This is a genomic window from Deinococcus fonticola, assembly GCF_004634215.1.
In the GTDB taxonomy this organism is placed as follows: Bacteria; Deinococcota; Deinococci; order Deinococcales; family Deinococcaceae; genus Deinococcus; species Deinococcus fonticola.
Genome location: NZ_SMMH01000008.1, coordinates 97,073 through 115,147 on the forward strand (window position 1 = coordinate 97,073; position 18,075 = coordinate 115,147).

The window sequence follows — 18,075 nt, forward strand, 5'->3', positions numbered from 1 at the left end:
CCATGCTTTCCAACACTGCCGGCAGGCAACGAAAAACCCCCGCCAGGACGGCAGGGGTCGGAAATTTGAGGAAGGCTCAGACAGTCGCTTGCGGCATGGGCTGGGCCTGACCGCCGATCTTGGCGACAGCCTCGCGCACCACGTCGCCGGTAATGAGTTCCTGGCTGAGCAGGGCGTCGGCCACCTCGTGCATGGCCTGGCTGTACTCGGTGACAAGCTGCTTGGCACGGTCGTAGGCCTTGTTCAGGATGCGCTTGACGTCCTCGTCGACCAGTTGGCTGGTGTGCTCGCTGAACGCCTTGGGTTTGGCCATGTCCTCGCCCAGGAACACCGGGCCGCTGTCGGTGGTCAGGGCCATGTTCTTGAAGTTGTCGCCCATACCCCACTCCAGCACCATCTTGCGGGCGATGTTGGTGGCCTTGCGGAAGTCGTCGGCGGCGCCCGAAGTCACGTTGCCAGTGAAGACTTCCTCGGCGGCGCGGCCACCCAGAGACACCACCAGCTGGTTTTCCAGGCGCTCCTTGCTCATCAGCACCTGTTCTTCGGGCAGGTAGAAGGCGGCGCCCAGCGCCCGGCCACGCGGAATGATGCTGACCTTCTGGAGTTTGTCACTGCCGGGAATCACGGCAGCGGTCACGGCGTGGCCGGCCTCGTGGTAGGCGATGGCGCGTTTCTCGTCGGGGCTGACGGTCAGCGAGCCGTTCTCCAGGCCCAGCGTGATCTTGTCCAGGGCGCGGTAAAAGTCGCTCATGTCGATTTTCGTCTTGCCCAGGCGGGCAGCTTCCAGCGCGGCCTCGTTGGTGACGTTCTTCAGGTCGGCGCCGCTGAAATACGGGGTGCTGCGGGCAATTTCCTCGACGTCCACGCCGTCGGCCAGCGGCTTGTTGCGCAGGTGAACTTTCAGAATCGCCTCGCGCTCCTTGAGGTTCGGCAGGTCGATGGTGACCTGACGGTCGAAGCGGCCGGGGCGCAGCAGCGCCGGGTCGAGCACGTCGGGGCGGTTGGTGGCCGCCAGCACGATCACGTTGCTGCTCTTGTCGAAGCCGTCCATTTCGGAAAGGATCTGGTTGAGGGTCTGCTCGCGTTCGTCGTGCCCGCCACCGATGCCGGCGCCACGTTTGCGCCCGATGGAGTCGATCTCGTCGATGAACATGATGGCCGGCGCACTCTTGCGGGCGTCCTCGAACAGCGTGCGCACGCGGCTGGCGCCCACGCCCACGAACATCTCCATGAATTCACTGGCGCTGACGCTGAAGAAAGGCACGTCGGCCTCGCCAGCGATGGCGCGGGCCAGCAGCGTCTTGCCGGTGCCGGGAGGGCCGACCAGCAGCACACCCTTGGGAATTTCCGCGCCGATCTGGTGGTACTTGGCCGGGTTCTTCAGGAAGTCGACGACCTCGATCAGTTCCTTTTTGGCTTCCTCGTGGCCAGCCACATCGGTGAACTTGGTGGGCACACGGTTTTCCTTACCGTACTTCTTGGCGCGCGACTGGCCGAACTGCATCACACCGCTCTGACCGCCCTGGGCACGCATGAAGAAGAAGTACATCATGCCCATCAGGAGTAGCACCGGCAGGAAGGTGGCCAGCAGCGAGAGCCACTGGCTGGGGGCCTGAACCGGCAGCTGCACGCCATGCTCCTTGAGCAGCGGCAGCAGTTCGGCGTCCGGCAGGGCCGGGTTGCTGGGCAGGCGCACGTTGAATTTCGGCACGGGCTGGGCGTTGGCCCCCGTGCTCAGCACCTCGGGTTGCTTGAGGGTCACGGTGGCGTGGTCGCTGGTCATCACGACCTGCGCGACTTTGTCCTGCGCGACCAGATCCTTGAACTGGTTGTAATCGACGTTAGTGCGGCCCAGGTTGCCGGTGCTGGAGAACATCAGGAACAGCGCCAGCACGAACAGAACAATGAGCCATGGATTAGTGAACCGCCTCAACAGTGGGCCTCCGGGAGTGAGACTGAGAAAAAGGGCTGACAGGACGCCTTCCGCCCTGAGACTTGAGTGTATCAGACTCAAATATGTTTCAGGCAAGCACCGATGTCCCGGAGGTTGGCTAAGCCTTAACCCCGCCACCACCCCGGCCTCCCTCAACACCAAAGTGCCCGAGCTGACGCGCAGGTGAGAAATTTTGCTCTCCGCTGGGCCGCCGTTCACGCTTCTTATTTCTTAACTCACGAAGGTGGAGTGCAGATGAAGACCCCCTGTGCCGCCTTCCTGACCCTTTCTCTGCTCGCCGCGCCCGCCGCGCAGGCCCAGACCACTTCACCTTCCACCCCTGCGCCCGCCACCACCGCCCAGACCGTGACCATCGCCAGCGTGGAACTCAGAGGCTTCACGGTTTTCGACCCGGCGCAGATCAGGGCGGCGCTGGCCGAGCGGCTGGGCATCAAACCCGGCGCCAGCGTGAGTGTCCAGACGTTGGAAACCGGGCGGCAACTGCTGGCGCAGAGTTACCCGCAGCAGCACTCTTTGTTCACCCCCGAGGTCAAGTTGAGCCAGGCCGCCGGGCAAAACGGCACAGTGGTCACCTATACCGTGGACGAAAGCGCCGCCCTGAACCGCGTGGAGATCAGCGGCGTCAGGCTGGTCGGCCAGGACGTGGTGCGCCAGGCCTTCGGGCCGCTGCAGCAGGCCAGGCGCCTGACGCCCAGTGGCTACCAGGCCGCCCTGACGCAACTCGCGCAGGCGTACAGCCGGCGAGGTATAGTTTTCGACGCGCCGGGCGTGCAGGCCAGCCTGACCGCAGGCGTGCTGAAGGTCACGGTCAACGAGCCCTTCGTGCAGGCGGTCGAGACCGGTACCATCAAGACCAGTGCTGCGCCCACGCTGCAAACCCGCGCCGGGCAGCCCCTGCAACCTGCGCTGCTGAACGCGGACGCCCGCGCCCTCTCGAACGCCAGTGGCCGGGCGGTCAGCTGGCAGGCCGCGCCCGTGTCAGGAAGCCTGGGGCAGATGCGCGTCACCTTTTTTCACGCAGATGACGCCGCCAGTGACCGCGTGAGCCGCATCGTGGTGCAGGGCAACACCAGCGTGCCCACCGCCGACATCCTGAAGGTCCTTCGCACGCAGGTGGGCGACGTCGCCTCGGCGCAACTGGCGCAGCAGGACTACTTCGCCATTCAGAACCTGTACGACGAGCGCGGCCTGGCCCTGAGCGCCACCGAGGACAGCCTGGATTTCCAGGGCGGCGTCCTGACCTTCAGCCTGCACGAAGCCCGTATCGGCGCGTACCAGTTCAGCTGGGAAGGCGGGCAACCCCTGATCGACGAGAAGGTGCTGGCCCGGCAACTGCCCGCTGCGGGCCGCGCCTTTAACCGAGCCGAGTTGCAACGGGCGCTGTCGAGTGTGGACGGCTACGACAACTTCACGCTGGTCAGCCGCGACGCCCGTGCCCTCGACCCGCAGCACCCCGAGAACCTGACGGTGGTGCTGAACTTCGCGCCGCGCAAGCAAGGTATTCCGGTCGGGCTGGCTGCGGCCTACGACTCCCAGAACGGCCTGGGCGGCGAATTCACATACACCAGCAACAACGTGCTGCGCAGCGGCAATGCCTTTCGGGCTACCCTCGGGGCCAACGCCAATGACGTCGGGCAGCGCCTGAACGGCAGCGTCAACTACACTATTCCCTGGATCGACACGAATTTCCTGAACCTGGGCGGCAAACGCACCAGCCTCAGCGTGGGCGCGTGGAGCCAGGCCAGCGGCAACAACACCCTCAGCGTCAAGGGCAGTGACGGCCTGCCCACCGGCACCGACACCGGGCGGCAGTACACCACCCGCAACACCGGCGCGAGCCTGCAACTGAACCGCGAAATTACCCCACAACTGACGGGCAGCTTCGGCGTGCAGGTCAGCAAAACCAGCGTGTACCTGGAACCGTACAAGAGCGGCGACAGCAACGTCACGGACACCACTTACCAGAACGACGCGCAGGCGGGCGCGCAACTGCCGCTGGGCAACACCACCGCCCTGACCATCCTGGGCCTTCAGTACGACACCACCGACTCCGGCGTATACCCCAGCCAGGGCGTGCGCACGGGCGGCAGCGTGGGGTACGGCTTCGGCGTGCAAGGCGGCAGCGCGGCCAGTGCCCAGAGCCAGAGCCGCCTCTCGTGGGGCCAACTGGAGAGCGGGGCCAGCACCTACCTGGGCTTTGGGCGCAGCATGTCCGACGGCAGCAAGCAGACCGTGCTGGCCGCCCGCGTCAACGCCGGCACGCTGCTCGGCACGCCCGGCGAAAGCAACGTGTACCGCGTCGGGGCCAGCATGAACCCCGCCTACGAACTGCGCGGGCAGACCACCACGCAGGCCGGCACCAGTTATCTGACCGCCAGCACCGAACTGCGCCACAACTTCGGCGTGAAACTCGGAAACGTCGTGCAGGGCGTGTATGGCCTGGCCTTCGTAGACACCGGGGACGCCTGGCGGCAGGGCAGTGCGGCCAACCCCTTCAATCTGAACACCTCCTACGGCCTGGGCACGCAACTGAACACCAGTTTCGCCAACGTACAACTCAGTTACGGCTTTACCACCGTCGGCAGCAACAAATTCAGCCTGCGCCTCGGGAATTTCTGGTGAGGGGCGACACGGAAAAATATCGGCGCAAACGCCTGAAAATCAGCGCCTGATAAGCGTCCTGTTTGTTGCGTTCTCCCTCCGGCAGATCACCGGAGGGTGCACTTCACGTCCGGGACGCTTTTTGTTCCTTCTCCTTCCAGTCGGGTTGCCCAGTTCTTCCATAACTGAAGGGCCGGAATTCTTATGAACACCCGAGAGAAGGGCCTCCAATTCATACTGGAGGCCCTCCTTTTCACCGCTGCCGACTTCCGATCAATGCCGGAAGTGCCCCAGTTGCGGAACGTTGGGGTTCCACGCGGGGCGTTCGACCACCTCGCCGTACAGGTCGTACTCGTCGCTGTCCTCGATGCGGGCGCGGACGATGTCACCGATCTTGACCTGCCCGGCGAAGTCTCCGGCCGCGAGGTACACCTGCCCGTCGATGCCGGGGGCATCGCCCCTCGTGCGGCCAATCAGTTTGCTGCCGGGCAGGTCGCCGTCCTCGTCGTTGAACTCGTCGATGATGACCTCCATGACGCGCCCCACCTTCTCGGCCAGTTTCTCAGTGCTGATGCGCTGGGCCACTTCCATGAAGCGCGCCAGACGCTCCTGCTTGACTTCTTCCGGCACGGGGTTGGGCAGTTTGTTGGCGTCCGCTTCGTCCACGTCGCTGTAAGGGAAGGCCCCCACCCGGTCGAGGCGGGCATCTTCCAGGAATTGCAGCAGTTCCTGAAAGTCCTCATCGGTCTCGCCGGGAAACCCCACGATGAAGGTGCTGCGAATCACCAGTTGCGGGCAGATCTCGCGCCAGCGGCGAATGGTGTCGAGCTGCTTACCTGCCCCAGGGCGGCGCATGGCTTTCAGGATGGTGGGGCTGGCGTGCTGGAGGGGCACGTCCAGGTAAGGCAGGATTTTGCCCTGCGCCATCAGTTCCACGATTTTTTCCACATGCGGGTAAGGGTAGACGTAGTGCATGCGCACCCAAGCGCCCAGCTCGCCCAGTTTCACGGCCAGGTCGGTCAGGTGCGCCCGAACCTGCTCGCCCTGAAATTCAGACTCGCGGTAACGCACGTCCACGCCGTAGGCACTGGTGTCCTGCGAGATGATCATCAGTTCCTTGGTGCCGCCCGCCACCAGCCGGAAGGCCTCGTACAGCACCGCGCCCGCGTCGCGCGAGACCTGCCGGCCGCGCAATTTGGGAATGATGCAAAACGCGCAGGTGTGGTTGCAGCCCTCGGCAATTTTCACGTAGGCGTAGTGCCGGGGCGTGAGCTTCACGCTGGGCGCGAACACGTCCCCGTGAGCCACGTTTTCACGCTGGGGAACTTCCGGCTGTGGGCGCATGCCCGGCGCGGCCACCGGCAGGTTCCCGGTGAAGGCGTCCATCTCGATGGGCAGCAACTCGCGCACATGGCCCATCACTTCATCCACCGCCTCGCTGCCGGTAATGGCCGCGACTTTGGGGTGCCGCTCCATGATCTTCTCGGGCCGCTCGCCCAGGCAGCCGGTCACGATCACCTTGCCAGTGGCGTCCAGCGCCTCGCCGATGGCGCTCAGGGATTCCTCCACAGCGGGTGTAATAAACCCGCAGGTGTTCACGATCACGGCGTCCGCGTCCTCGTAACTGGGGGCGACCTCGTACCCCTCGACCCGCAGTTGCGTCAGGATGCGTTCGCTGTCCACCAGGGCTTTGGGGCAGCCCAGGCTGATAAAGCCCACTCTCTTCTGTTTCAGTTCGGTTGTCATGCTAGGAGCCTCCGCGCCACACCACGACCTGCGGGGCGCAAAACAACCAAGTGTACAGGCTCGGACGCCTTTTCACCATGCCCCGGTTACTCTTTCTTGTTACTCTTCGCCGGGTTACATCTCATGCAGCCGGCTTCACGTTGCAGAGGACACGCGAATAACCCTGAATATCTTTTGCTAAGCTTGGCGGAGTGGCTCAACGTCGACAGGGTGCAAGCAAAGTGAAGGAAAAGCCGGGAAGGGCCAGGCACGCTTCCCGGCGGCCCGCGGTCGCTGACGCGGCACCCACCCGGGGCGCAAGGCGGCAACCGTGAAGGCTCCCATTCATGTCCTGCTGGTAGAGGACAACCCGGCCGACGTGATGCTGACGCAGGTGGCCTTCGAGGAAGCGGCCTTTCCGCACGAGCTGCACTGCGCGCCGGACGGCGTGGAGGCGCTGGCTTTCCTGCGGCGCGAAGGGGAATACGCGAATGTCCCCATGCCGGACGTCATCCTGATGGACCTCAACATGCCGCGCCTGAGTGGCATGGAAACCCTGGACATCATCAAGGCCGACCCGCACCTGCGCCGCATTCCCGTGATCGTCCTGACGACCTCGCGCGCCGAGGAGGACATCTGGCGCAGCTACGACCTGCACGCCAACGCCTACATTCCCAAACCCGTGTCCATCAGCGAATTCGTGGAAGTCATCCGGAATTTCGAGCATTTCTGGGTGTCCACCGCCACCCTGCCGCCCCAGAAGGACAAGTAAGCGAACTTCCCGCTGCCCAACACATAGAGCATGGGACAGAAATTACGGCCTGCGGGGAACAGCACCCCAAATGCCTCCATTCTGCCCCATGCTCTCCTCGAATTCACTCACTTCGTTCGGACAACGAATGGCAGAAATACGCTGCCATTCTTATGTCAAATGCTTCAGTTATGGCCCCCTCGAATGGAGGGGGTTGAGTGTAGCCGGCCAGCCCTGTCGTTCCAGGCGTTGTCCGGCCCGGCGCGTGGCCTCACGGTAAACGCGGGTCAGCCCCGGCCCGCTGGCCTGCGCCAGGCGGGTGTCCAGGTCTTTTTCGCTCAGGCCCTCCAGCCCTGTGCGGCCCGGCGCGTCCAGCCCGGATTCGCCGCTGAAGATCCGCGCCAGGCCTTCTGCCAGCCAGCGCGGAAGATCCGGCGGCTGGGCCAGATGAAAGGCCTCGTGGCGCAGAGTATACGGGAGGAGTTGCTTGCCCCGCAGGGCCGCCAGACGCTGCGTGTAGAGTTTGCCCTTCAGGGTGATGGCCGCGATGTGCGGCGGAGACCCGGTCAGGGCCGCGAAATCGTTGGCACTGCGCGCGGCGGTCAGGGTGGCCGCAGGCAGGGTCAGGCCTTTTACTTTCAAGTCCTGCCCCGCCTTCTGCCACACCTGAAAAACCTGGGCCAGCTGCGCCCTGTCGGCCGGGTCGCGGTAGTTCACGGTCAGGCCCGCCCGCGTGACGGACTGGGCGCCCACTTCCAGCGACAGGCCCATCAGCAGCGACAGAACCATCAGCCACGGGGCCACCAGCCGCGGCAGCCCCCTCACGGCTTGACGGTGAAGGTGGCCGCCGGGCTGTAGCCCTGCACGTCCGGGCTGTACATCAGGAAGGCGTGCGTGGGCAGGGCGGTGAACGTACCAGGCGTCTGCACCCGCAGCAGATACGTCATTTTCCCCGTGCCATGCAAGGAAGCCGCGTACAGGTCGACGCGGTCATCGCGCAGGTCGCGCCCGGAGTACCAGTCGTCCCAGTCCCGCCAGGCGTACTCGTCGGGTTCCTCCAGGCCGGCGATCACCAGGCTGCGTTCGTCCATGGCTTTCGTGCCGGCGGGAATGGGGTCGCTGACCAGCAGGTAGCGGCTGAAGTCGTTTTTCGGGTCGACGGTCAGGGTCACCAGCACCAGGTCACCGACTTTCACGTCCTTCAGCGTGCCCCCCTGCATCAGGGGCGTGCGGGCGTAGGTGTACCGCTCGTTCTTCGCGTCCCATCTGGGGGTCAGTTTCTCGTAGCGGCGCGTGACCGCGATGCCGCGGTCGAGGCCGCCGAGCTGCGCCGGTTCGCGGGCGTACTTGACCTCGGCCGAGTAGATGGTCCCCGCCGGAGCACCGGAAAGCGTGAGCGTATGCTGACCCGCGCCCAGCGGCACGGCCAGTTCCAGGCTGGCGCTGCGGCCCTGCACCTGAAGCGGCCCGAGGTTCCGACCGTCGACCTGCACGGGCAACGCTCTGGGCGCACTCGCCTGGGCGCGCGGCAAGCTCAACGCGGCCACCACGACGCTGGCGGTGTCCTGCGTGCTGAGCCACTGCGGGCCACGCCGCTGCGTCAGGAGCCACTGGGACGCCGCGGGAATCAGCGTGCTCTGCGGTTCCAGCAGCGCCAGGGCCTCCAGCGCGGCGGCGGTGACCTGATTGCTGTTGTCGTCCCAGTAGTCGAACCACAGGTCACGCGCAGAACCTTCCCAGTGAACCAGACCATTCCCGGCGATACGCCTGGCTTTCAGACGTTGCAGCGTGGTTTTCGCGGCCGGCAACTGGCCCGCGAATTTCAGGGCCATGGCGGTATTGGCCAGCGAGTACGGCACCAGATCGGCGCGGCGCGAGAAGGCCAGCAATTCCGGCGTGTTCACGCGGCCCGCCTGGCTCAATGCGCGGTACGCCCGGGCGCGGTCAGCCGGCCTTTCCTGGCCGTTCTTCGCGTGGCGGCTCAGGTACTTCAGCGCCCTGTCCAGCATGGCGTTGTCCACCCTCGCGCCCACCGCTTTGGCGCGCAGCAGCCCTTCGGTGACGTAAGCGGTCATTTCCAGCGTGCTTTCGTCGAACTCCCAGAAGTTCCAGCCGCCGTCCTCGTGCTGGAATTTCGCCAGCCGGGCCAGACCCAGTTCGGTGTACTCGTTCAGCTTGCCGGCCTGGTCTGGCGGCAGGGTTCCGGCGCCCAGCGCCTGACGGGCCAGCAGCGCGGGCAGGAAGCGGCTCATGGTCTGCTCGGTGCAGCCGTACGGGTAGCCCAGCAGATACTCCAGCGCGGGCGTCACCGCCGATAACAGGGACGGCGTGGCCGACACGTTCAGTTTCACGGTGGCCGGATTGGTTCCGGCGGGTAGGGTGAAGGTCACGCTGGGCTGACGGGCACTGCCCACCAGCGTCTTCGTTTCCTCGTACCCGCGGGCCTTCACGGGCAGTGGGAGTTTCAGCGCGTCACTGCCGCCGTTCGTGCGGGCACTGAACATCACGTTTGCCAGCCCCACCTGCGGCGCCCCCACCGTCAGATCCTGCCGCACCCGCCCATTTGCCGCCAGCGTTAAGGCCGCGCCGGACGGGGTGAACACCGCGCCGTTCAGCGGAGACAACCCCTGCAAGGTGGCTTTCGCCGTGCCTGTCACGCTCTGCTTCAGGGTGTTGTTCACGATGCCGCCCAGGGTCACGCGGTCGCCGCGCACCAGGAAGGCGGGCAGGCTCAGGCGCGCGATCACGTCCTTGGTGACCAGGGCGCTGCCGGTGGCCTGACCGAAACGCGCTTCCCGCGTGTGGGCGCGGGCGGTGGCGATCCAGGTGGTCAGGTTGTCCGGGAATTTCACGTCCACCTGCGCCTGCCCACGGGCGTCCGTGACCAGTTTGGGTACCCAGATCAGGGTGTCTTTAAAGATTTCGCGCGGCGTCTCGTCGCTCTGGGCGGGTTCGGCCTCGGCTTTGCTCTGCGCGAAGGCCGCCGCGCTCATGGGCGCCAAGGGGGCCCTGGCCGTCGCCGAACCGAGCGGCTCGAAGTAAAAGTCGGCGCTGGCAGACGTTCCCACCTGGTTCTCGCGCTCCGCCGTGAACACCTGAAGCAGGGTCGGCGCGTTGTCGCGTTTCACGAGGTAAATGGCCTCGTCCACCACGCCCAGCGCCACCTCGGCGGGAACCCCCTGACCTCTGGCATTCCGCACCTGCACCTTGAATGTCCCGGCCTCACCGGGCTTGTAGCGGGGCCTGTCCGGCGTGACCTTCACCGTGAGGGCCGAATCCGGACGCGGAACGCGCACTCGCGCCTCGGCCCCGAAGCGGTCACCGTCACTGAACGCTGCGGCCCCCACGAAGATGTTCGGGCTCATGTCGGGCGTGACCTTGAAGCGGTACGTGAGCACGCCACCCTGGCCGCGCAGCACGGTGCTGGAGCGCAGGCGGTCGCCCTCCAGCGTGAGCAGCACCGGCTTGCCGGGGTGCGGGTTGGTGACCAGCACCGTGGCCGTATCGCCCGGCGCGTACTGCCGCCGATCGAGGCTGATGCCGATGTCGCGCGCCACCCAGTTCCAGTCCTCGTTGCCTGCCAGTACCCACAGGAAGTTGTCGCTGGTAGAGGTCCGGCCCTGCGCGTCCTGCACCCGCGCCCGCACCACGTAACCGCCCCCACGCGGCGTGACCAGTTTCGCCGTTCCCCGGCCCGCCGCGCTGGTGGTCACCGGCCGCCTGTCCATCACGGTTTCCTGCTCCACCCACTTGCCCGCCCGCTTCACCCAGTCCTGACGCACCAGTTCCAGCGTGACCCGCGCCGCCTGACCCTGCCCCTCCAGGTTGCGGGTGTCGAGCGAGACAGTGATGGGCTTCCCAGCGTCGTAAATGTACGAACCCGTCTGCGTTTCCACATTCACGGCCGCCGGGTAGGCGATCACCTGCGTCTGCGAACTGACGGGCTTGCGGGACTCGTCCTCGACTTCCGCCTCGATGCGGTAACGCACCGGTTGCCCTTCCCTGTCTTTCGCCAGCGGCAAGGTCAGCATAAACTCGCCGTTCGCGTCCAGCCGCGCCGTGTCCTGAATCACGAGGTCGGAGCCGTAATCCGCGCCCTCGTCCTCGCCGGGGGGCAGGGAGTCCAGGTCGAAGCCCGGCGGATAGTAGCGCGCCCGCGTCACGTTGTAGGTCACTTTCGCGCCGCCCGGCACACCGCCAAAGAGGTAACGGGCGCTGACCTTGACACTGACTTTCTCGCCCTGCACGGCATTCCGGCGCTGGGGCTCGACGGTCACGGCGTACTCGGGTTTCTGGTACTCCTCCACGCTGAAGGTGCCGCTCACGCCGCCGTACCCTTCGTCCTGCTCGCCGGGAGCGGTCAGGGCCACGCGGTAGTCGCCCAGCCGCGCCGAGAGCCGCAGGTCGAGGCCCGCCGAGACCGCGCCGTAAGCGTTCGTGGTGACCTTCTGGCGCAGCACCTCCTGACCGTCTGCGTCGGTGACGCGCAGCACGGCGGGGGTGTTCGCCACCGGCGCGAGGCTGCCGGGTTTGCGCAGCACGCCCTTGAACTCCACCCGGTGACCGGGACGGTAGATGGGCCGATCCGTGTACACGTGCCCCAGCCACTTCGGGGCGGCGTAACTGTTCCAGTTGGAACCCGACACCGCCCAGTCGTTGCCGCTCCGCGCCAGAAACACCTGTGCCTCCGTCAGGTTGCGCCCGGTTTTCCAGCGCCCATCCACCGTAACGCCCTTCGTCGCCTGCTCCAGGCCGCCTGCACGCAGCGCCCACACCTGCGCCTGACGTGGCTGGCCGGACTCGCGGTCGGCGGCGTACACCAGCGCACTCGACTGGTCACGCTTCACGATCAGGCCGAGACGGGACACCAGCACCACTCCACCACTTGGTCCACTGCGCACCAGGTAAACGCCACTCGGCAGGCGGCCCAGGTTCAGGCGCGAATTCACCGCGCGGTAAGACCCCACGACCTGTGTTTTCAAGCCGGGCGAAATCACGGGTTTGCTGGGGTTCGGCCCGCCCGACAGGAAAGCGGCCGGATCAAGCACCCGCTCCACGCGGAACAGCGTGCCTTTCGGGGCGGACACCTCGACGTTCACGCTGCGCCCGGTCATGAACTGACCGCCGTACACGCTCACGCCACTCTGGGCGCCCCCCAGACCCAGCAGCAACCCCGCCAGCAACACCCCGCCACCCCACCGTGCTTTCCCCATGCTTCCCTGCCTCCCGTGACTGGACGGCCTGCGCCAGTTCTCCCAAAGGTACAGGCAAACGATGAACAGTCCATCCCACTTTCTGCCGAGACAGCGGAGCTGAAGGCCGCCCACCGCTCAATGTCAAAAGGTTGTCCAGTACGGGGAAAAGAGAAACCTCGAATGGGACAACGAGCGCGCGCCGAAGAGCGAGGTGCGGGGATGTTACGGCCTGTTACTAAATGGCCGGATCAAAGGCAGAGAACAAGCGAAGGTTGTGGTTACGACGCCCTCTCTGCAAGTCCCCCAAGTGAGCGCTCCATCTTTCCCCAAAAAGAAGAGATGGAGAACAAAGCGGCGGGTCATTCGAACCCCAGGCGTCAAAGCTTTTCAACTCCTGAATTTGCCCTTGTTGACGTATTAGAGACGTTCAATGATCGTGGCCGTCGCCATGCCGTGACCGATGCACATGGTCTGGAGGCCCAGGGTGCCGCCTGTGGCTTCCAGCCCGGCCAGCATTTTTGCCATCAGGCCCGCGCCACTGGCGCCCAGCGGGTGGCCGTGCGCGATGGCTCCGCCCCACGGGTTCACTTTCGCCGGGTCGACGTTCAGTTCGTGCATCCATGACACCGCCACGCTGGCAAAGGCCTCGTTGACCTCGAACCAGTCGATGTCCCCGAGGCTCAGGCCGGCTTTCTCAAGGGCTTTTTGTGTGGCAGGAATGACGCCCGTGAGTTGCAGGGTCGGGTCACTGCCCACCACCACCCGCGCCCGGAGACGCGCACGGGGGCAGAGGCCGTCTGCAAGCGCGATTTCCCTGTTCCCCACCAGCACGGCCGCCGCGCCGTCACTGATCTGACTGGCGTTCCCGGCCGTGACCACGCCCGTTTCACGAAAAGGCGTCTTGAGGGTCGCCATTTTTGCCGGGTCGATGTGGCCGCGCACGCCCTCGTCGGCAGCGAGGGTAATGACGTTTCCATCGGCGTCGAGGCCAGAAATCGGGAGCAATTCCGTGTGTTTGCCCTGACTCTGTGCGGCGCGGCGGTGACTCTCGGCAGCGAAGGCGTCCAGTTCCTCCCGGCTTAATTTCCAGTGGTCGGCAATGCGTTCAGCACTCTCGCCCTGGTGAATCAGGTCTACCTTGCCCAGCAGTTCCGGGTTCAATCGCTCGAAGCCGCCGCCAATGTCGCTGAACATCTGCACGCGGGTCATGCTCTCGACGCCGCAGCCCACCGCATAGCTCATGTCGCCCGCCGCCACGCCCTGAGCCGCAAAATGGATTGCCTGCTGGCCACTGCCGCACATGCGGTTCAGGCTCACCCCAGGCACCTGAACGGGCCAGCCGGCCATCAGCACCGCCAGGCGGCCAATGTTCGCGCCCTGCTCTCCAGCCTGCGTCACCGCACCGGTGATCACGTCCTCGACTTGCGCCGGGTCAAAGCCCGCCCGTTCTACCAACCCGTTCAACACGAACGCCAGGAGTGCGTCCGGACGTGTTTCCCGCAGGGCACCGTTCCGTTTGCCGTAAGGGGTTCGCACCGCTTCCAGAATCACTGCTTCACTCATCCCTGATCTCCTTATTTTTCATCTGAGGGCTGCCTACTGGAGCGCTCGCGCAGTCAGCCTTTCAGGATTCTGTTCGCCGTGTAGCGCGGCAGGTTATAGACGTGTTGAACGCTCTGGGGCACCTTGAAGCCCGCCAGGCCAGCGCGGGCGTGGGCACGCGGTTCGGTCAGGCCCTGTTTCAAGACCACGACGTTTCAAAACCACAGCGGCGGTCCGGGCGAAAGGTGCTGCCCAGAGTGTCCAGCCGCGCCTTGTTCCGCCACGACTCCCCACGATGCGGCCCGCTCACCGGGGCGCCATCCGGATAGCGCCGTCCAGGCGAATGACCTCGCCGTTCAGCATGGTGTTCTGGAAGATGTGCCGCACCAGCGCAGCGTACTCGCCGGCCCGGCCCAGCCGGGAGGGAAAGGGCACCTGCCCCCCCAGCGAGTCCTGCACGTCCTGCGGCAGCCCGGCCAGCATGGGCGTCTCGAAAAGGCCCGGCGCAATGGTCATGACGCGAATGCCGCTGCGCGACAGGTCACGCGCGATAGGCAGGGTCAGGCCCACCACGCCGCCCTTGCTGGCCGCGTAGGCCGCCTGACCGATCTGACCGTCGAACGCGGCGACCGACGCGGTATTCACGATGACGCCCCGTTCACCTTCCTCGTCGGGGTCGTTGTCCAGCATGGCCTGCGCGGCCAGACGCGTGACGTTGAAAGTGCCGATCAGGTTCACGCGAATGACCTTCTCGAACTGATCGAGGGGATGTGGGCCACGTTTGCCGGCGGTAGAGGCCCCGATGGCGATGCCCGCGCAATTGACCGCGCCGTGAACCCGGCCGAATTTCGCTCTGGCAGCTTCAATGGCCTGCGAGACGTCCTGTTCACTCGCCACATCCACCAGCTGAAACAGTCCGCCCAGTTCCGCCGCCAGCGCCTCGCCCGCCGCCACGTTCAGATCGAGGATGACCGGGAAACCCCCCGCCTCCGCCACCATCCGTGCCGTGCCCGCTCCCAGGCCCGACGCCCCGCCGGAGACCAGCACCGCCTTCCCCTGAATCATCATGTTGAACCGAGTATAAAGGTTACCCGTCAGTGGATGCTGGAGATTGGAAAGACAGCCTCCGACCTGGCTTTTTGCCCCCTATTGCAGGATTTTCCAGCGGTACACACCCAGGAAGTTGGGGTTGCTGCTGACAGGATGGAAGGCTTTTTCCGGGTGTTTCATGAGGGTCTGGATGGACAGGAGCCGGACTTCGCCGCCTTCGCTGGGGCTGGCCCCGGTGTGGTACACGACCAGGCCGCCGCCCAGGTACACCATGCTGTGGTAGGCGCCCAGGCGCGGGCGGAAGAAGAACAGCAGGTCACCGCGCCGCGCCTCGTCGATGTTGCGGGTCACGCGCTGCGAAGAGTAATTGGCAAGGAACTGCGCACTGGTGCGGCCCACCAGTTTTCCCGCCGCCACGTCCCCCGCCTGATAGCTGCCCGGCGCAACCCGGAATACCGAACGGCTCAGGTACGGCAGCGGGTAAATCAGGTTCTGCACCGAGGGAAAACGCGGCGCAGGCAGGAATTTGAATTTTGCCTTCCACCCGGTGTCATGCTTCTCCAGGGCTTGAACGAAAGCGTAACGCAGCAGGCCGGCGCAATCCTGATCCTCGAGCTTCCAGTCGGGATTCAGGCCGTAATACTGACTTTCGGCCACCGCCGCGAACCACTCGCTGAACCGCGCCCGGTCTTCCCCACGCAACTCGGCGGCGTCCGGGTAACCGTCGCGGTCCATGTCCCGCGCCGGCCCATCGAAAGTGGAGGCCGCCACCCCCATTCCCAGCAAGGTGCAGGCGATCAAAGCAAGAGGACGCATGGTGTGATTATCCGCGCCGGAAGGCTGAAAGCGGTGAAGATTTCCCTGACTGCCGCGCCCACTCCTGACCACAGCACCCACCAGAGACACCGGGAAGTGAACGCCAGACCCAACCGAGCTTCAGGCGCTTTTTTTGCTTCGGCCCGCGCGCAGAACCTTTTCACTTTCCAGCAGCCTTTTCAGGGCCGCCTCGGAGCGAGTCAGGCCGTCCAGTTCGGCTTCCTGGCGGGCGGTGCGCGGTTCGTAGTCGTCCAGCACCTTGCCTTCCAGGTAACGGTCGAAAATGACCGGGCAGATGTAACTGCCGCGGGTCACGGCCGGCGTGTTGCCCAGGTCGTCCGCCACAAATTTCACGCACTCCACCAGCGTCTTACGGGCCTGCCGTTCGGTTTTGGGAGCGCCCTCCTGCGCCAGGAATTCGGCGGCCAGCAGCGTGCCGCCCCAGGTGCGGAAGTCCTTGGCGGTAAATGGCCCGATCACTTCCCGCAGGTAACTGTTCAGGGCCTGCGATTTCACGCGCTGGCGGTGGCCGTCGCCATCCAGGCTCTGGAACAGCCACGGGCCGGGCAATTCCAGCAGGCGCGTGATGTTGGTCGCCAGCGTGCGGTCCGTGGTGACCTTGTGCTGCGAGATGCCGTGCTTGCCCTTGAAGCGGAAAGTGACCGCGTTCCCGTCGACCTGCACGTGCCGCTGGCGCAGGGTGCTGAGGCCGTACGTCTTGTGCTGCTTCATGTAGATGTCGCTGCCCACCCGGAAGCGGGCCACATGCAGCAGCCGGGTCATCAGCGCCATGACCTTGCGCGGCGGCAGCCCGCCTGAGCGCAGGTCGGCGGTGGTCACGGCTTTCAGGGTGGGCAGCGCCCCGGCAAAGCGCGTCAGGCGCTGCCATTTCTTCAAGGCTCCAGCCTGCACGAAATCCGGGTGGTAGCGGTACTGCAACCGCCCCGCGCTGTCGCGCCCGAAGGCCTGCAATTCCATGTCGGGGTCAGGCGACACGAACACGTCCGAGTACCCCGGCGGCACCGCCAGTTTGGCGATGCGTTCCAGGCCGGCGCGGTCACGGTAACGGCGGCCACTGGGGTAGAAGTACTGGAAGTCCGCCGGGGTTTTTCCCTCGCGGCGCAGAAATTCTTCGGAGAGCAGTTCAGTGCGGGTGGGCATGTGGGCAACCTCGGGGCAGGAAGATGAAAGGCACAAACGCCGCATGCTAGAACGCCCACGCCCCACGCCCACCTGAGCGTGAAGAAATGGACAGGAAGGATGGAGTTAAGCCAGGGAAAGGGCCTGTCCGCCGACCATGACGCCCTGCACGTTCAGTTTTTCATCCAGCAGAACCAGGTCGGCCCGCAGCCCCCCACGCAGTTCGCCGCGGTCAGTCAGGCCGGTGGAGGCGGCGGGAACGGCACTGGCCATGCGGCTGGCCTGCGCGACCGTAAAGCCGGCCTGCACGGCATTCCGGAAGGCCACATCCATGGTCAGTACGCTTCCCGCCAGCGAACCGCTCTCCAGGTGGGCTTCACCGTTCTTTACGATGACGGCCTGCCCGCCCAGTTCGCTGAGGCCGTCGCCCATCCCGGCGGCCCGCATGGCGTCCGTGATCAGCAGCGTGCGGTCTGGCGCGGCGGCGCAGGCCAGCCTGAAGCTGGTGGGGTGTACGTGCACCAGATCCAGAATGACTTCCAGAAAAGTGTGCGGGTCGCTCATCAGGGCGGCGGGCACGCCGGGTTCACGGCCCTGAATGCCGCCCATGGCGTTGAACAGGTGCGTGGCGCAGGTGTGGCCCCCGGCCTGCTGAACGTGGTTCAGGAACCTGCTCACGGTGTTGGCGTCCGCGACGGTGTGACCGACGCCCACACGCACACCCGCCCTGGCAAAGGTCTCGGCCGCTTCAAAAGCGTGTTTCTGCTCCGGGGCGATGGTCAGGGCGCGAATCACGCCGAACGCCAGCACCTGCGCCACGCGCTCGGGGGTGGACAACACGGTGCAGGGCGGTTGCGCTCCCAGGCGCTGCGGGCTGATGAACGGCCCTTCCAGGTGTGCCCCGGCAATGTCGGCCCCACCCGGAACACCGCCCGCGTCCATCACCTCTTTTACAGCTTGCAGGGCGTTCAGAACATTTGGCCAGGGGTTGGTCATGGTGGTCGGCAGCAGCGTCGTGGTGCCGTGGCGCGCGTGTAGCCGCGCCAGGGTGTGCAGGCCCTCCACGCCGTCCATGGTGTCCCCGCCGCCCCCGCCGTGGACGTGCGTGTCGATGAACCCCGGCAGAATAAGCGGCCCACCGGAACGGTCATCCAGTTCTATTCGTGTGATGGTGCCCGTGAATTCCAGCTGTCCGCCGCGAACCGTGCCGTCCGGCAAGACCAGTTGCCCTTCCAGAATCTGCGCCATGCCCCACAGTCTGCGCCATAAAGGGCTGGGGCCGCCCACGTCGGAGCGGCCCT

At 65.5% G+C, this 18,075-nt stretch carries 12 protein-coding genes; 2 read left to right on the plus strand and 10 right to left on the minus strand.

Translation table 11 applies throughout. The features are described from left to right. Positions 1-76: 76 nt before the first annotated feature. The gene (gene ftsH / locus E5Z01_RS06730; protein ID WP_420810833.1) at positions 77-1,876 is read right to left on the minus strand and encodes an ATP-dependent zinc metalloprotease FtsH; all 1,800 of its coding nucleotides are present in this window, start codon (positions 1,874-1,876) and stop codon (positions 77-79) included. 312 nt (positions 1,877-2,188) lie between these two features. Between ftsH and E5Z01_RS06735 the strand changes: the two genes are divergently transcribed. Beyond that, a complete protein-coding gene (locus tag E5Z01_RS06735) occupies positions 2,189-4,576 on the plus strand; it encodes a POTRA domain-containing protein (protein ID WP_135228666.1) in 2,388 nt (795 codons plus the stop codon). A 252-nt stretch (positions 4,577-4,828) separates the two neighbouring features. Here E5Z01_RS06735 and rimO read toward each other — a convergent pair whose 3' ends face one another. After that, positions 4,829-6,301 carry a 30S ribosomal protein S12 methylthiotransferase RimO gene (gene rimO, locus E5Z01_RS06740; protein ID WP_135228667.1) on the minus strand — a complete coding sequence of 491 codons (1,473 nt, stop codon included), beginning with the start codon at positions 6,299-6,301 and terminating at the stop codon, positions 4,829-4,831. A 310-nt stretch (positions 6,302-6,611) separates the two neighbouring features. On the opposite strand from rimO, the gene E5Z01_RS06745 reads away from it, so the two are divergent. After that, entirely contained in the window at positions 6,612-7,052 is a 441-nt protein-coding gene (locus E5Z01_RS06745; RefSeq protein WP_420810832.1) for a response regulator, read from the plus strand. A gap of 168 nt (positions 7,053-7,220) precedes the next feature. On the opposite strand, the gene E5Z01_RS06750 is transcribed toward E5Z01_RS06745, so the two are convergent. The 8 genes from E5Z01_RS06750 to nagA form a co-directional block, all read right to left on the minus strand. Continuing rightward, a complete protein-coding gene (locus E5Z01_RS06750) occupies positions 7,221-7,856 on the minus strand; it encodes a hypothetical protein (RefSeq protein WP_135228668.1) in 636 nt (211 codons plus the stop codon). Next, entirely contained in the window at positions 7,853-12,244 is a 4,392-nt protein-coding gene (locus E5Z01_RS06755; RefSeq protein WP_135228669.1) for an alpha-2-macroglobulin family protein, read from the minus strand. Before E5Z01_RS06755 ends, E5Z01_RS06750 begins: the two co-directional genes overlap by 4 nt. Before the next feature lie 399 nt (positions 12,245-12,643). After that, entirely contained in the window at positions 12,644-13,789 is a 1,146-nt protein-coding gene (locus tag E5Z01_RS06760) for a thiolase family protein (RefSeq protein ID WP_135228670.1), read from the minus strand. A 53-nt stretch (positions 13,790-13,842) separates the two neighbouring features. Continuing rightward, positions 13,843-13,977, minus strand: a complete 135-nt coding sequence (locus E5Z01_RS20205; RefSeq protein WP_276321242.1) for a hypothetical protein — start codon at positions 13,975-13,977, stop codon at positions 13,843-13,845. A 97-nt stretch (positions 13,978-14,074) separates the two neighbouring features. Next, on the minus strand, positions 14,075-14,836 hold the full coding sequence (locus tag E5Z01_RS06765) for an SDR family NAD(P)-dependent oxidoreductase (protein ID WP_135228671.1): 762 nt from the start codon (positions 14,834-14,836) through the stop codon (positions 14,075-14,077). Between the two features lie 78 nt (positions 14,837-14,914). Further along, positions 14,915-15,634 (minus strand): DUF1175 family protein, encoded by a 720-nt coding sequence (locus tag E5Z01_RS06770; protein ID WP_135228672.1) that lies wholly within the window; start codon positions 15,632-15,634, stop codon positions 14,915-14,917. A 120-nt stretch (positions 15,635-15,754) separates the two neighbouring features. After that, entirely contained in the window at positions 15,755-16,795 is a 1,041-nt protein-coding gene (locus tag E5Z01_RS06775; RefSeq protein ID WP_135228673.1) for a DNA topoisomerase IB, read from the minus strand. Between the two features lie 105 nt (positions 16,796-16,900). Beyond that, the gene (gene nagA, locus E5Z01_RS06780; RefSeq protein ID WP_135228674.1) at positions 16,901-18,022 is read right to left on the minus strand and encodes an N-acetylglucosamine-6-phosphate deacetylase; all 1,122 of its coding nucleotides are present in this window, start codon (positions 18,020-18,022) and stop codon (positions 16,901-16,903) included. Positions 18,023-18,075: the final 53 nt, after the last annotated feature.